Source organism: Halomonas sp. AOP22-C1-8 (genome assembly GCF_052378905.1).
Lineage (GTDB): Bacteria > Pseudomonadota > Gammaproteobacteria > Pseudomonadales > Halomonadaceae > Vreelandella > Vreelandella citrativorans.
Window position 1 is genome coordinate 64,052 of the sequence record NZ_JBQSYD010000007.1, and the last position, 13,988, is coordinate 78,039.

At 54.1% G+C, this 13,988-nt stretch carries 14 protein-coding genes; all 14 read left to right on the plus strand.

The features are described 5' to 3' along the window. The first annotated feature begins 64 nt into the window (after positions 1 to 64). Positions 65 to 934, plus strand: coding sequence for a translation elongation factor Ts (gene tsf / locus ACT3TY_RS05740; protein ID WP_172118497.1), 870 nt, complete (start codon positions 65 to 67; stop codon positions 932 to 934). Positions 935 to 1,055: 121 nt separating this feature from the next. Then, the gene (pyrH, locus tag ACT3TY_RS05745) at positions 1,056 to 1,829 is read left to right on the plus strand and encodes a UMP kinase (RefSeq protein ID WP_172118496.1); all 774 of its coding nucleotides are present in this window, start codon (positions 1,056 to 1,058) and stop codon (positions 1,827 to 1,829) included. A 4-nt stretch (positions 1,830 to 1,833) separates the two neighbouring features. Next, complete coding sequence (frr, locus tag ACT3TY_RS05750) at positions 1,834 to 2,391, plus strand: ribosome recycling factor (protein WP_193055206.1); 558 nt, start codon at positions 1,834 to 1,836, stop codon at positions 2,389 to 2,391. An 86-nt stretch (positions 2,392 to 2,477) separates the two neighbouring features. Beyond that, positions 2,478 to 3,269 (plus strand): polyprenyl diphosphate synthase, encoded by a 792-nt coding sequence (gene uppS / locus ACT3TY_RS05755; RefSeq protein WP_444627610.1) that lies wholly within the window; start codon positions 2,478 to 2,480, stop codon positions 3,267 to 3,269. After that, positions 3,262 to 4,083 carry a phosphatidate cytidylyltransferase gene (locus tag ACT3TY_RS05760; protein ID WP_444627612.1) on the plus strand — a complete coding sequence of 274 codons (822 nt, stop codon included), beginning with the start codon at positions 3,262 to 3,264 and terminating at the stop codon, positions 4,081 to 4,083. The genes uppS and ACT3TY_RS05760 overlap by 8 nt, the downstream gene beginning before the upstream one ends. Beyond that, positions 4,080 to 5,276 (plus strand): 1-deoxy-D-xylulose-5-phosphate reductoisomerase, encoded by a 1,197-nt coding sequence (ispC, locus tag ACT3TY_RS05765; RefSeq protein WP_444627613.1) that lies wholly within the window; start codon positions 4,080 to 4,082, stop codon positions 5,274 to 5,276. The genes ACT3TY_RS05760 and ispC overlap by 4 nt, the downstream gene beginning before the upstream one ends. 78 nt (positions 5,277 to 5,354) lie before the next feature. Further along, complete coding sequence (gene rseP / locus ACT3TY_RS05770) at positions 5,355 to 6,713, plus strand: RIP metalloprotease RseP (protein WP_444627614.1); 1,359 nt, start codon at positions 5,355 to 5,357, stop codon at positions 6,711 to 6,713. 100 nt (positions 6,714 to 6,813) lie between these two features. After that, positions 6,814 to 9,165, plus strand: a complete 2,352-nt coding sequence (gene bamA, locus ACT3TY_RS05775; RefSeq protein WP_407647871.1) for an outer membrane protein assembly factor BamA — start codon at positions 6,814 to 6,816, stop codon at positions 9,163 to 9,165. A gap of 59 nt (positions 9,166 to 9,224) precedes the next feature. Beyond that, positions 9,225 to 9,731, plus strand: a complete 507-nt coding sequence (locus tag ACT3TY_RS05780; RefSeq protein ID WP_087109986.1) for an OmpH family outer membrane protein — start codon at positions 9,225 to 9,227, stop codon at positions 9,729 to 9,731. A gap of 58 nt (positions 9,732 to 9,789) precedes the next feature. Beyond that, positions 9,790 to 10,827 carry a UDP-3-O-(3-hydroxymyristoyl)glucosamine N-acyltransferase gene (gene lpxD / locus ACT3TY_RS05785; protein ID WP_441677871.1) on the plus strand — a complete coding sequence of 346 codons (1,038 nt, stop codon included), beginning with the start codon at positions 9,790 to 9,792 and terminating at the stop codon, positions 10,825 to 10,827. Positions 10,828 to 10,960: 133 nt separating this feature from the next. Continuing rightward, the gene (fabZ, locus tag ACT3TY_RS05790; RefSeq protein WP_087109982.1) at positions 10,961 to 11,404 is read left to right on the plus strand and encodes a 3-hydroxyacyl-ACP dehydratase FabZ; all 444 of its coding nucleotides are present in this window, start codon (positions 10,961 to 10,963) and stop codon (positions 11,402 to 11,404) included. Continuing rightward, a complete protein-coding gene (gene lpxA / locus ACT3TY_RS05795; protein ID WP_193055211.1) occupies positions 11,401 to 12,168 on the plus strand; it encodes an acyl-ACP--UDP-N-acetylglucosamine O-acyltransferase in 768 nt (255 codons plus the stop codon). Before fabZ ends, lpxA begins: the two co-directional genes overlap by 4 nt. A 16-nt stretch (positions 12,169 to 12,184) precedes the next feature. Continuing rightward, the gene (gene lpxB / locus ACT3TY_RS05800; RefSeq protein ID WP_444627615.1) at positions 12,185 to 13,357 is read left to right on the plus strand and encodes a lipid-A-disaccharide synthase; all 1,173 of its coding nucleotides are present in this window, start codon (positions 12,185 to 12,187) and stop codon (positions 13,355 to 13,357) included. After that, complete coding sequence (gene rnhB / locus ACT3TY_RS05805; RefSeq protein ID WP_172118488.1) at positions 13,347 to 13,964, plus strand: ribonuclease HII; 618 nt, start codon at positions 13,347 to 13,349, stop codon at positions 13,962 to 13,964. The genes lpxB and rnhB overlap by 11 nt, the downstream gene beginning before the upstream one ends. The last annotated feature ends 24 nt before the right edge of the window (positions 13,965 to 13,988 follow it).

Sequence of the window (13,988 nt, forward strand, 5' to 3'; positions counted from 1 at the left end):
TTTATCGTGGCTACACTCTGTAGGGCGTTTAACTCTCATAGAACCATTTCCGAGGTGAATTCTCATGGCAGCTATCAGCGCCTCTCAGGTCAAGGAACTGCGCGAACGTACTGGTCTCGGCATGATGGAGTGTAAAAAAGCACTCACCGAAACCGACGGTGATATTGAAGTCGCGATCGAAAACCTGCGTAAAAATTCAGGCTTAAAAGCCGCGAAGAAAGCCGATCGTATTGCTGCAGAGGGTGTTGTTGTTACCCGTGTAGCAGAAGACGGTAGCTACGGCGTAATGGTTGAAATTAACTCCGAGACTGACTTTGTTGCGCGTGATGACAACTTCATTGCGTTCGCTGACAAAATCGCCTCCGCTTTCTTTGCCGCGAAAAGCGAAGATGTTGCTGCCGTTATGGCGGGCGACCTTGAAGCTGCCCGCGAGCAGCTGGTTCAGAAAATCGGTGAGAACATCGGCGTACGTCGCGCGGTAGTTGTCAACGCCGTTGACGGTGGTCTGGTGGGCGAATACGTTCACGGTGGCCGCATTGGCGTTCTGACCGTACTTAATGGCGGTACTGCAGAAGCAGCGAAAGACGTTGCTATGCACGTGGCAGCTATTAACCCAGCCGTTGCTCACCCGGCCGATATGCCGCAAGAGCAGCTGGATCAAGAGAAAGCCATCATCCTGGGTCAGCCGGACATGGCAGGCAAGCCTGAGCAGATTGCTGAGAAAATGGTTCAAGGCCGTCTGAAGAAATACCTGGCAGAGAACAGCCTGACCGAGCAGCCGTTTGTTAAAGATCCGAACCAATCCGTTGCTGAGTTTGTTAAATCAGCCGGTGGCGAAGTGGTTAGCTTCACGCGCTTTGAAGTGGGTGAAGGTATCGAGAAAGAAGAAGTCGACTTCGCTAAAGAAGTTATGGAACAGGCTGGCCGTCGTTAAGGTCAGACGTTCTAGTCAGAAGATGGCGTGCGCGTAAGCGCACGCCTTCGTGTATCCGGCCCCTGCTAAATAGGGGGTTGCTTCGCCCACCTGTGTCCAAGTCTGCTTCAGGAGAGATGCCATGTCACGAGATGTTCAAGAGCCTACCCCGCTTGTTGTGCCCCATAAACTTGAAAAGTCGAAGTCAAAATACAAGCGTATTTTGCTGAAACTTTCAGGCGAGGCGCTAATGGGAGAGCACGATTTTGGTATTGACCCTAAAGTGTTAGACCGTATGGCGCTGGAAATCGGCCAGCTGGTGGGTATTGGTGTGCAGGTCGGGATCGTGATTGGAGGCGGCAACCTGTTTCGAGGTGCGGCGCTCAGCGAAGCCGGAATGGATCGGGTCACAGGCGACCACATGGGAATGCTGGCAACGGTCATGAACGCGTTGGCCATGCGCGATGCACTGGAGCGTTCAAATATTCGTTCGCGGGTAATGTCGGCGATTCCCATGAGTGGTGTGGTAGAGCATTATGACCGCCGCACTGCCATCCGTTATTTAACGTCAGGAGACGTGGTACTGTTTTCGGCAGGAACCGGTAATCCATTTTTCACAACCGACTCGGCCGCTTGTTTGCGCGGTATTGAAGTGGATGTGGATGTGGTCATTAAAGCGACCAAAGTGGACGGGGTGTATAACAAGGACCCCCTAAAACATGCTGATGCCGTAAAATATGATCAGCTCTCCTACGATGACGCTCTGGATCAAAAGCTAGGCGTTATGGATTTGACCGCTATCTGCCTGGTACGTGACCATGATATGCCGGTGCGGGTATTTGATATGAATAAGCCTGGTGCCCTGCTGAATTTGGTAGTAGGGGGCAAGGAAGGCACGCTGATAGATAGAGGGTAATAACGTGATCAACGATATTAAGAAAGACGCAGAGTCTCGTATGAAAAAAAGTGTTGATGCGCTGCATAGCAACTTCAACAAAATCCGTACCGGGCGTGCACACCCCAGTATTCTGGATGCCGTTACCGTTGATTATTACGGCAGCCAAGTGCCGCTTAACCAGGTAGCCTCGGTTAACGTTGAAGATGCGCGTACGCTGGCGGTATCTCCCTGGGAGCAGGGTATGGCGCCTAAGGTTGAAAAGGCCATCATGACCGCTGATCTGGGTCTGAACCCGTCAAGTGCAGGCAACGTTATCCGTGTGCCGATGCCGATGTTGACCGAAGAGACGCGTAAGGGCTATATCAAACAGGCACGTAGCGAAGCTGAAAATGCTCGCGTGGCTGTGCGTAACGTGCGTCGCGATGCCAACGGTGATTTCAAATCCTTGCTAAAGGACAAAGAGATTACCGAAGACGATCAGCGTCAGGGTGAAGATGAAATCCAAAAGCTGACCGACAAATATATTGCCGAAATCGATAAAGCGCTTGCCGCGAAAGAGCAGGACTTGATGCAGGTATAAGCACCTGCCTTTTATTTAGCTGCGGGTAGCCAGGCTGCCCGCTAGGCCTATGGCTTTACTATGACTGAGCTTTTGTGCGAGACCTCATGACGTCACCGCAGTTTCCTCAAGAACCGCCGGACGACGCAAGCACGCCACCCAAGTGCCTGGGTGAAGCACTGCCGTCGCATGTCGCGATCATAATGGACGGCAATAATCGCTGGGCAAAGGCCCGCGGCCTCTCTGGCGTACGTGGTCATCGTGCAGGCGTCGAAGCCGTCAGAGCGGTCATTCAGCGCGCAGCCGAGCGCCAGGTAAATACGCTGAGCCTGTTTGCCTTTTCAAGCGAGAACTGGAAACGTCCAGCGGCTGAAGTGAATGCGTTGATGGAGCTCTTTTTGATGGCGCTCAAGCGCGAAGTTAAAAAGCTTAATGAGCGCAATATTCGGCTAACGATTATTGGTGAGCGGCGTGGCTTCTCTCACGCCATTCAGAAGTATATACAGCGTGCAGAAGCGCTGACCGCGGATAATACCGGCATGCACCTGGTGATCGCTGCCAATTACGGCGGGCAGTGGGACATCGCACGTGCAGCGCGACATTTGGCTGAACAGGTGTCCACCGGTGAGTTACAGCCTGGCGATATCGATGAAGCCTGCTTTGACAGGGTAATGGAAGCAGACCATGTGCCTCCTGTTGACCTGTGTATCCGAACAAGTGGCGAACAGCGATTGTCGAATTTTATGCTGTGGCAGTTAGCGTATGCTGAACTGCATTTCTCGCCCTTACTCTGGCCCGATTTCGGTGCCGATGCGCTGGACAGCGCGCTGTACGACTTTTGTCAGCGGCGTCGACGTTTTGGCATGACCGACGAACAAATAGAGGCGCAAGGTGCTTAGACAGCGGATTATAACCGTAGCCTGGCTGGCGCCCTTGGTGCTGGTGGGTCTGTTTGGATTGCAAGGTGGCGCGTTTGCGCTTTTTACCGCTTTGATGGTGTTGCTTGGGGCCTGGGAGTGGACGAACCTGGCCGGCGTTATCCGGCAGCGTCAGCGTGTTCAGCTGGTCGCCGGGCTTGCGGTGTTGATGCTACTGATGTGGCTCATCGGTGCCGCGTTTGCAGTATGGCCTTTATGGTGCGCCGCCCTTGGCTGGCTGGTTAATCTTTACTGGGTGACCCATTACCCGGAGAAAGGGCAGCAGTGGCAGTCAACGCCACGCCGCTTGGCGATGGGGCTATGGGTGCTGCTGCCCTGCTGGGTCGGCTTTAATATTCTGCGCGATAGCGGCGGCGTATGGCTGTTATTTGTATTACTGCTGGTGTGGGCGGCGGATATCGGCGCCTATTTTGCCGGGCGTCGCTTTGGTAAGCGCAAACTCGCTCCAAGGGTCAGCCCCGGTAAGTCCTGGGAAGGCGTTATCGGTGGGCTGGTTGCCACCACGCTACTGGCGCTTGGCTTCGCCTTTTGGCAGTCGTTAACCCCGGGTGTAGCTGTTGGCTTGGTGGTAGTCACGATTATTGTCACGCTTATTTCAGTGCTGGGCGATCTGCTGGAAAGCATGCTCAAACGCTACCGAGACATCAAGGACTCAAGCCAGCTGCTACCGGGCCATGGCGGCGTGCTGGACCGGATTGATAGCTTGACGGCGGCGATTCCGCTCTTTGCGCTGCTCTATTTGCCCGTTCTTCAAGGGCAGGTGCCTGTCTTATGAGTCAACCGTCCTGCCAGTGGATTACCGTGCTGGGCTCAACCGGCTCTATCGGGGTGAGCACCCTGGATGTCATCGCCCGTCATCCCGAGCGTTATCGGGTGTATGCGTTGACGGCACATACCTCTAGGGAAGTGCTTCTGGAACAGTGCCTGACGCATCATCCCCGTATCGCGGTACTCGATCATAGTGACGATGCGCAATGGCTTCGCCAAGCGCTTGATGACGCTGACCAACCGACCGTCGTGCTGGCGGGTCGTGAAGCACTCTGCCAGGTTGCCCGTGAGGCGTGTGTCGATGCCGTTATGGCCGCCATCGTTGGGGCAGCGGGGCTGCTGCCTGCGCTGGCCGCTGCAGAAGCGGGCAAGCGCGTACTACTTGCGAATAAAGAAGCGCTGGTGATGAGCGGTGCGCTGTTCATGCAGGCGGTTGAGCGCTCTGGCGCCACGCTGTTGCCTATCGATTCTGAGCATAATGCTATCTATCAGTGCCTGCCGGTAAAACATCGCGGCGGGCTTGAGCGTCACGGCGTTCGACAGCTGCTACTAACAGCGTCTGGCGGGCCTTTTCGCACCTGGAGTGCGGACAAGGTTGCCAATGCGACGCCCGACCAGGCCTGCGCCCATCCTAACTGGTCGATGGGGCGCAAGATTTCGGTTGATAGCGCCACCATGATGAACAAAGGCCTTGAATTAATTGAAGCGTGCTGGCTGTTTGATGCAACGCCCGAGCAAATTCAGGTGGTAGTGCATCCGCAGAGTGTGATTCACTCCATGGCAGCTTACATTGATGGCTCTGTCATCGCCCAGCTGGGCAACCCGGATATGCGTATACCCATTGCCTATGGACTGGCATGGCCCGAGCGTATTGAGGCCGGTGTAGAAGCCCTGGATCTGTTCCAGATCGCGCAGCTGGATTTTGAAGCACCGGATGAAGCGCGCTTTCCCTGCCTACGCTTGGCCCGTGAAGCCATACAGAAGGGCGGTGCCGCGCCGGCGATTCTCAATGCAGCCAATGAAGTCGCTGTTGAGGCGTTCCTGGCGGAAAGGCTCAGCTTTGGTGAAATAGCCAACGTGGTTGAAGAGGTTGTATCGCAGCCCTATGCAGGCAGCGCCGATACGATTGAAAATATCTTGGCTGCAGACCACTGGGCGCGTCAGCAGGCAGCGCAAAGGGTCATGTTACAAGCAGGCTAGACACTGCCGTACCGAATATTGAGAAGCAAGTAGGTCACTTAAGCATCGGCTGATGTGCAGGGTGCCAGGGAGTTTATTGTGGGCCTGTTACAAAACATTTTAGCGATCATCGTCGTGCTGGGTTTGTTGATCACCTTTCACGAGTTTGGCCACTTTTGGGTGGCGCGCCGCTGTGGCGTCAAGGTGTTACGTTTTTCGGTGGGTTTTGGCAAACCGCTCTGGTCCACCGTCGACCGCCAGGGGACGGAGTACGCGATAGCGGCCATTCCGCTGGGCGGCTATGTCAAAATGTTGGACGAGCGTGAAGCGCCGGTACCGGAAGATCAGCTTGACCAGGCCTTTAATCGCAAAACGGTATGGCAGCGTATCGCCATTGTTGCCGCTGGGCCTTTGGCAAATTTCCTGTTGGCTATTGTTGCCTACTGGGCGCTCTTTGTATCCGGGACGACCGTGGTCGCTCCCATGGTGGGAGATGTGCTGCCTGATTCGCCGGCAGCTGAAGCAGGCCTTGCCCACGGCGACGAAATTATCGCTATTCAAAATGACGCCGTACGCTCCTGGGAGGAGGTCAACCTAAAGCTTATCTCTATGATTGGTTTTAGTGGCTCGCTAACCATCAATGTGTTGCCTGAGGGCAGTAGCAGTGAACGAGCTTACGCGCTAGAGGTCGATAACTACTTGGCCCGCCAGGACCCGCCCCAGCCACTGCAATCCTTGGGTATGACGCCTTGGCAGCCAGAATTCCCAGCAGTATTAGGCCAGGTGGTCGATGGCGAAGCTGCCGCCAACGCGGGGTTGCAAGCAGGCGATCATATTATTGCGATTGACGGCACACCGGTGGAAGATTGGATGCAGTTTGTCACGATGATCCGCCGTAGTGCGGGTGAAACGCTTAGCGTAGCCTATGAGCGAAATGGCGAGCAGGGCACACTAACACTAACGCCGGGTAGCAATCTGCTGGAGAGTGGCGGTGAGGTTGGGTACATTGGTGCAGGCGTTGAGTCGGTAACGTGGCCTGAGTCGCTACAGCGTGAAATTCGTTATGGGCCTATCGAAGCGGTTGGACAAGCGCTATCGCGTACCGGTGATATGATTTTATTAACCGTTGATGCGATTCGTAAAATGTTGGTAGGTTTGATTTCACCTTCCAACCTTTCCGGTCCTATTACGATTGCGCAAATTTCGGGTGATTCGGCCCGTGCCGGAATGGAAGCCTTTGTAGGCTTTTTAGCGTATTTGTCCATCAGCCTTGGCGTGCTTAATTTATTGCCTATTCCGGTGCTCGATGGTGGACACTTGCTTTACTATTTTTTGGAAATCTTACGTGGGCGGCCGGTCTCTGAACAAACCCAAGCCATTGGATTACGCATTGGGCTTGCCATGGTTGGCGGCCTGATGGTGATGGCTCTGTATTTTGATCTGATGCGCCTTTGGTAATGACGCGTGTAGCGCGCAGGATGCCTTGTCATCTGCCTGCACAAATGTATATGGTGCTTATCTAACGTGATAGGCAGACCAACGCGAGCGAACTGACAGCATGAAAATCAAGACCCTTGGAATGGCAGCACTCTTGCTGGTAGGCGCTAGCGGCGCCCAGGCACAATCCTTTGATGTTTCGGACATTCGAGTGGAAGGACTACAGCGGGTATCCGCTGCATCGGTCTTTAATGCGTTTCCTGTCAGTACGAATGATCGGGTTAGCGAGCAGCAGCTAGCGTCAGCCGCACGCGATTTGTTTGCCACTGGTTTATTTGAAGATGTTTCGCTAGCTCGCGAAGGCGATGTATTGGTTATTCAGGTAGTTGAACGACCGACCATCGCGCGCTTGAACCTCACTGGCAATAAGCAGATTTCAGAAGAGGACCTGCGTAACGGCTTACGTCAATCAGGGTTGTCGGAAGGGCAAGTGCTGCAACTCTCGACCCTTGAAGAGATTCAGCGTGAGCTTGAAGGTGTTTACCAGGCTCAGGGACGCTACAGTGCTCGCATTACGACCGAGGTTGAACAGGTTGATGAAGGGCGTGTACAGGTCAATATCAATATTAATGAAGGCGAAGTCGCCAAGATCCGTCAAATCAATATTGTCGGTAATCAGGATTTTGACGATGAAACGCTGCGCGATGTTTTTGAGCTGAACGACAAGCCGGGGCGCTTCTTTGGCTGGTTTTCAAGTGATGAGTACTCGCGTGAAGCTTTATCGGGCGATATCGAGCGCCTTCGCACCTTCTATCTTGATCGTGGCTATGTAAATTTTGATGTTACCTCCACGCAAGTCTCTATTGGGCCTGAAAAGTCCGAAATATTTGTTACGCTTAATGTTGATGAGGGTAACCAGTATCGAGTAGGTGATGTCCGTTTTGTGGGTGATATGCAAATCAGCGAAAGCGAAGCACGCCAACTCATGGAGATCCATAGCGGAGACATTTTCTCTCGTGGTCAGGTGAACGCATCGACCGAAGCGCTACGCCAGCGTTTGGGCGCTGAAGGTTTTGCTTTCGCCGATATTCAGGGTATTCCTGAAATGGCGGATAACGGTGAAACGGTTGACCTGGTCATCGCGGTTGAACCTGGCCAGCGCACTTATGTTCGACGTATTGAGTTTTATGGTAATACCACCACCCAGGACGAAGTGCTGCGTCGGGAAATGATTCAAATGGAAGGCGCCCCCGCATCGACCGACTCAATTGCTCAGTCGCGCCAGCGCCTTGAACGGCTTGGCTTCTTTAGCCAGGTAGAAGTGGATACCCAGCCGGTACCAGGTCAGCCTGATCAGTTGGACGTCACCTACAGTGTGGAAGAGCAGCCCTCAGGCTCGGTGTCTGCCAGCGTGGGCTTTTCGCAAAGTGCCGGGGTAATCTACGGGGTTGGACTGGCACAAAACAATTTCCTGGGTACGGGTAACCGGGTCAATGTTGGCGCGCAGCGCAGCGACACCTTCACCAGCGTCAACTTTGCCTTCACGGATCCTTACTGGACACTTGACGGTATTTCTCGCGGCTACAACATATTTTACCGTGAAACGGACTACGCCGACTCGGATATCTCTACCTACTCGACCGATGCGTACGGCGCGGGTATCAACTTCGGCTATCCGGTAAGTGAGCTGTCTCGCCTCAACTTCGGGGCGAGCATTGAAGAACTTAAAATTAAAACCTACAACGATACGGCGTCAGAAATTCATCGCTATGTGGATGACGAAGGGGAGCGCGCTCAAAGCCTTAAACTCACGGCGAGCTGGACGCGTAACAACCTTAACCGAGGCGTGATGCCGACAGCCGGTAACTATCAGCGCCTGTCGCTTGAAACCGGCGTGCCGGGCGGCGATGCAGAGTACTATAAGCTGCGCGCTCGGGCTCAGCAGCTATATCCGCTCAATAACGATGAGAGTTGGGCGCTTAAGTTTAGCGGTAACCTTGGCTATGCCAATACGTTTGATTCAAACGATCCTTTTCCCTTCTATGAGAATTTTTACGCAGGTGGTTTAGGATCGGTACGAGGCTTTACATCCAATACATTGGGGCAACCTACCACGCCGGGAGTTGAAGGAGGGCGTGATCGCACAATGGGCGGTAATGTGTTGGTGGAAGGTAGTGCTGAAGTGATCTTCCCCATGCCCTTTGTAGAAAATCAGCGTTCTGTGCAGCCTTCGCTGTTCCTGGATGCCGGTAATACGTTCTTGAGCTCCTGCTACAAGGTATTAGAAGCTGATGTGGGTCGTCAGCAGTGTAGTTCTGGCGTCGACCTGGGCGATTTGCGCTATAGTGTGGGCGTTGGCCTTTCCTGGTTAACACCGGTTGGTCCGCTGACCTTTAGCATCGCGGAGCCGCTTAAAGACAAAAGCGGTGATGACACACAGTTCTTCCAGTTCTCGCTGGGACAAACATTCTAACTTTGCTAAAGGGGCGCGCCCTTGGTAGCGCCCCCGCTTGATGATAAGGAAGTGACTCGATGCGTAAACTGACAGCGGCCGTGTGCTTATTTGGTGCGATTGTTTTACCGGTTCATGCAGCAGAAGCTGCAGAGGTTGCCGTGCTGGATTGGCGAGCTGCGCTGATGAATACCCAGTCGGCTCAAACCTCGCTAAATCAGCTGGAAAACCAGATTGGCAGTCAGCAGAGTGAAGCCCAAAGCCTGGGAAATGAGTTACAGCAGTTGCAAGAACGCTTGCAGCGCGAAGGCGAAACGATGTCTCAGTCGCAGCGCGAAACACTGATCGCTGAGCTGCAGCAGAAAGGTTCGCGTTTTGAGCAGTTACGTCGTGATGTTATGGAGGCTCAGCAGCGTTCAGAGCAGCAGTTTCTGGAAGGTGCGGAACTCAAGCTTGAGCAAGCGGTGGAGCAAGTGCTGAACCGTCACAATATTGATGTATTGGTTGAGCCTCAAGGAGTGCTTCATTCCTCGGTTGATTTGCCTAATGTGACTGATGAAGTTACGCAAATATTTGATTCGATGTAATTAATTTTTTAATGACTGTTGGTGTAGCTGTGCTGCACTATTGCTTTATTGGGCTCCCATGACGCACGCATCTCACCATCTTACACTTGCGGACATTGCTCGCCATTTAGGGGTCACCTTTGAAGGTGATGCCGCGCTACCCATTCGTGGTTTAGCAACACTTAAAGAGGCCACATCTGATCAAGTGGCCTTTTTAACAAATCGCGCTTACCTCAAGGATTTGGCCACCACTCAGGCGGCAGCCGTGCTGCTTCACCCTGAGCATGGCAAGAGTTGCCCGGTGCCAAAGCTTGAGATGGAAAACCCCTACCTGGGGTATGCCAAACTCTCTCAGCTATTTGACCCATTGCCTGCACGTGATAAGGCCGGTATCCATCCCACCGCGGTCGTTGCCAACAGCGTAACGCTGGGTGAAGGCGTCTCGATCCAGGCCCACGCCGTAGTAGAAGCGGGCGTAACACTGGGTGACCACGTTGTGGTGGGCGCTGGGAGTGTCGTTGGGGCTGATAGCGTTATCGGCGAAAATACTCGGCTGCATGCCAATGTGACCGTGTGTCATGGCGTGATTATTGGCAAGCGGGTCATTTTACAAAGTGGCTGTGTGATTGGTGGAGACGGTTTTGGATTTGCCCACGACGGTGAAGGTTGGCACAAAATTGCCCAGTTAGGTGGCGTTGTGCTGGGTGATAATGTCGAAGTTGGCAGTTGCTCAAGCATTGACCGTGGTGCGCTAGGCGATACCCTGATTGGCGATGACGTTAAAATCGATAGTCAGGTACAAATCGCTCATAACGTCACTATTGGTGCCCATAGCGCTTTGGCAGGCTGTGTCGGTATTGCAGGGTCCACCAAAGTAGGCAAGCACTGCATGTTGGGTGGGGGGGTTGGATTATCAGGCCACCTAACGATTTGTGATGGCGTTCAGGTCACCGGAATGAGCCTTGTGACCAATTCGATTCATACTCCCGGTGTCTACTCGTCAGGTACGGGGGCAATGAGTAATTCGCAGTGGCGTAAAAATGCGGTGCGGTTTAAGCAGTTGGATGATATAGCCAAGCGGTTGTCTCGGCTGGAAAAAACGACGCGTGACACCTAAAAGCCATATTGTTTACTAAGTAAGTAGCTTGAGACGAGAGGGCGGCAGGGTATAATTCCTTGCCCTTTAACCAGACGAAGTGCTGGTATTTGCCTGATGCCTATCAGGCGTTTTTCATTTTGAGGTCGTTACGATGGTCATGGATATTAACGAAATTCGCGAATACTTGCCCCACCGCTATCCGTTTTTATTGGTGGATCGAGTGACAGCATTAACTGTGGGCGAATCCATCGTTGCGTTCAAAAACGTTAGTATTAACGAGCCATTTTTCAACGGCCACTTTCCACATCATCCGATTATGCCGGGTGTGCTGGTAGTCGAAGCACTGGCCCAGGTTTGCGGTATTTTAGGCTTTAAAACAGTTAACAAGCTGCCAGCGGATGGCTACGTGTACTACCTGGTGGGTAGCGACAATGTACGTTTCAAGCGCCCGGTTATGCCTGGTGACCAGCTTCAACTGGAGGCTAACGTAATTCGTGGCAAGCGAGGCATTTGGAAATTTGCGTGTCGCGCCACGGTTGACGGAGAGCTTGCCTGTGAAGCAGAAATTATTTGTGCTGAGAGGAAGGTTGCTTGATACATCCTACTGCACTGGTTGACCCAACGGCAACGCTCGCAGATGACGTTGAGGTTGGCCCTTTTAGTGTTATTGGGCCTAACGTCACGATCGGCGAAGGCTCCATAATCGGCCCGCACGTCGTGGTCAAAGGACCCACTGTGTTGGGGAAGCGCACGCGTATTTTTCAGTTCGCCTCGGTAGGTGAGGATTGTCAGGACAAAAAGTACGCTGGTGAACCTACTCGTCTGGTCATGGGCGACGATAACGTTATCCGTGAAGGCGTGACGCTTCACCGTGGTACGGTACAAGACCGTGGTGAAACGACGATTGGTTCCCGCAATCTGTTTATGGCCTACGTACACGTGGGCCATGACTGTGTCATTGGCAATGACTGTATCCTTGCCAACCAGGTAACGCTCGCCGGGCACGTAACGCTGGGTGATTACGCTATCCTGGGTGGCCTGTCTGCCGTGCACCAATTTTGTCACTTTGGTGAGCATGCCATGGCGGGTGGTGGCTCTATTATCACTAAAGACACGCCTGCCTATGTCATGATTAACGGCAACCCGGCAGAAGCGCGTGGTCTGAATCTGGTCGGCTTAAAACGCCGCGGCTTTAGCCGTGAGGCAATTAATGCACTGAGCGTTGCTTATAAGATGGTCTATCGCCAGGGGCTTACCGTCGAGCAAGCGCTTGAAGAGATGCGTGCGCGCTTTGATATAGAGGAAGTGACGGAGTTCGCTGACTCTATCGAGCGTTCGACCCGCGGCATTACGCGCTAACCATGTCCATTCGCTTATGACCTTGCAGCGTGTTTATCTGGTGGCTGGCGAGCTTTCGGGGGATATCCTTGGGGCTGGTCTGATGCGTGCGCTTAAGTCGCGTCATCCAGAGGTTGAGTTTCGTGGGATTGGCGGGCCTCGCATGATCGCTGAGGGGATGCAAAGCCGCTTTCCGTTGGAAACGCTTTCTGTGATGGGGCTGGTTGAGGTCATCAAACACCTGCCTGAGCTGGTAGGTGTGCGCCGCACGCTGCGTCGCGAAGCGCTCGCCTGGCAGCCGGATATCATGGTGGGTATCGACGCGCCTGATTTTACGCTCGGCCTGGAAAAGCAGCTGCGTAATGCCGGAATCAAAACGGCCCACTACGTCAGCCCTTCTGTTTGGGCGTGGCGGCAGGGGCGTGTGAAAGGCATTGCCAAATCCGTTGATGGCATGCTCACTCTGCTGCCCTTTGAGGCCGATTTTTACCGGCACCACAGTGTTCCTGTTGTGTTCGTGGGTCATCCGCTTGCCGATGAGCTGCCGCTTGAAAATGACCGCATCGCAACGCGACAGGCACTAGGTCTTGATGAAGATGCGCCGGTGCTTGCTTTGTTGCCAGGCTCGCGCAGCAGCGAAATACGTTTCCTGGGTCATACGTTTTTAGCCGCCGCTGAGCTGCTGTGCCAGCGCCATGCCACGCTAAAGGTTTTGATTCCGGCTGCCTCAGCGCTGCGTCATGACGAAATTCAGGCGCTCTTGTCTCACTATCCAACGCTTGCCGAGCGTGTGCAGCTGTTAAATGGCCAGGCGCGAGAGGCAATGGTCGCCAGCGATGTCGTGCTCCTGGCATCCGGGACCGCCGCGCTTGAAGCCATGCTGTGTCACCGGGCGATGCTGGTTGCGTACAAGATGGCACCGGCCACCCATTGGCTCGCCAAGCGTATGGTGAAAACCCAGTGGATATCGCTACCCAATCTGATCGCGCAGCAAAGCGTGGTGCCTGAGCTTATTCAGGACGCGGCGACACCGGAAGCTATCGCAGACCAGCTTTATGAGTTGCTTAGCGATCACGAAGCACGATTGGCGTTAGAGGCACGCTTTGCAACGATGCACGCCGACTTGCAGCGCAACGCCAGTCGCCGCGCCGCTGAGGCAATCACCGCTATCGCCTTAGGCCAGTCACTGGAGCTGCACAATGCCCGCTAAATCAGGCGATTTTCCGCCGCTTGAGATCGCCTATGTGGGCGAGCGCTTGGCGGGGGTCGACGAGGTTGGGCGTGGGCCGTTAATCGGTAGCGTCGTGGCCGCGGCGGTGATCCTGGATCCAGCACGCCCTATTGACGGTCTGACTGACTCTAAAAAGCTCACCGCCCGTAAGCGTGAAGCGTTAGACGTGCTGATACGCGAACAGGCGTTAGCCTTTGTGGTCGCTGAGGCAAGCGCTGCCGAAGTTGATCAGTTCAATATTTACCACGCCACGCACTTGGCAATGCGTCGTGCGATTGATGGTTTAGCCCCTGCGGCCGAGTATTTGCTGGTGGACGGTAACCGTTTGCCGGGACATAGTTTGCCGGGGCAAGCCGTAGTCAAAGGCGATGCGCGCCATCCCGCCATTGCTGCGGCGTCGATTCTTGCCAAGGTCGCGCGCGATGCCCAGATGGTTACGCTGGATATGCGCTATCCTGAGTACGGCTTTGCACGTCACAAAGGCTACCCAACGAAAGAGCATCTTGAGGCGCTATCCGCTCACGGGCCGCTTGAGGAGCACCGCCGAAGCTTCGCCCCCGTTCAGCGCCAATTAGCCCTCATTTAAGTGCTGTCGCTACGTTAAATTAAC

Excerpts from the sequence above, each read along its gene's own strand:
- tsf (WP_172118497.1), top strand. The coding sequence starts at position 65 with ATGGCAGCTATCAGCGCCTCTCAGGTCAAGGAACTGCGCGAACGTACT.
- pyrH (WP_172118496.1), top strand. The coding sequence starts at position 1,056 with ATGTCACGAGATGTTCAAGAGCCTACCCCGCTTGTTGTGCCCCATAAA.
- uppS (WP_444627610.1), top strand. The coding sequence starts at position 2,478 with ATGACGTCACCGCAGTTTCCTCAAGAACCGCCGGACGACGCAAGCACG.
- ispC (WP_444627613.1), top strand. The coding sequence starts at position 4,080 with ATGAGTCAACCGTCCTGCCAGTGGATTACCGTGCTGGGCTCAACCGGC.
- bamA (WP_407647871.1), top strand. The coding sequence starts at position 6,814 with ATGAAAATCAAGACCCTTGGAATGGCAGCACTCTTGCTGGTAGGCGCT.
- ACT3TY_RS05780 (WP_087109986.1), top strand. The coding sequence starts at position 9,225 with ATGCGTAAACTGACAGCGGCCGTGTGCTTATTTGGTGCGATTGTTTTA.
- lpxD (WP_441677871.1), top strand. The coding sequence starts at position 9,790 with ATGACGCACGCATCTCACCATCTTACACTTGCGGACATTGCTCGCCAT.
- fabZ (WP_087109982.1), top strand. The coding sequence starts at position 10,961 with ATGGTCATGGATATTAACGAAATTCGCGAATACTTGCCCCACCGCTAT.
- lpxB (WP_444627615.1), top strand. The coding sequence starts at position 12,185 with ATGACCTTGCAGCGTGTTTATCTGGTGGCTGGCGAGCTTTCGGGGGAT.
- rnhB (WP_172118488.1), top strand. The coding sequence starts at position 13,347 with ATGCCCGCTAAATCAGGCGATTTTCCGCCGCTTGAGATCGCCTATGTG.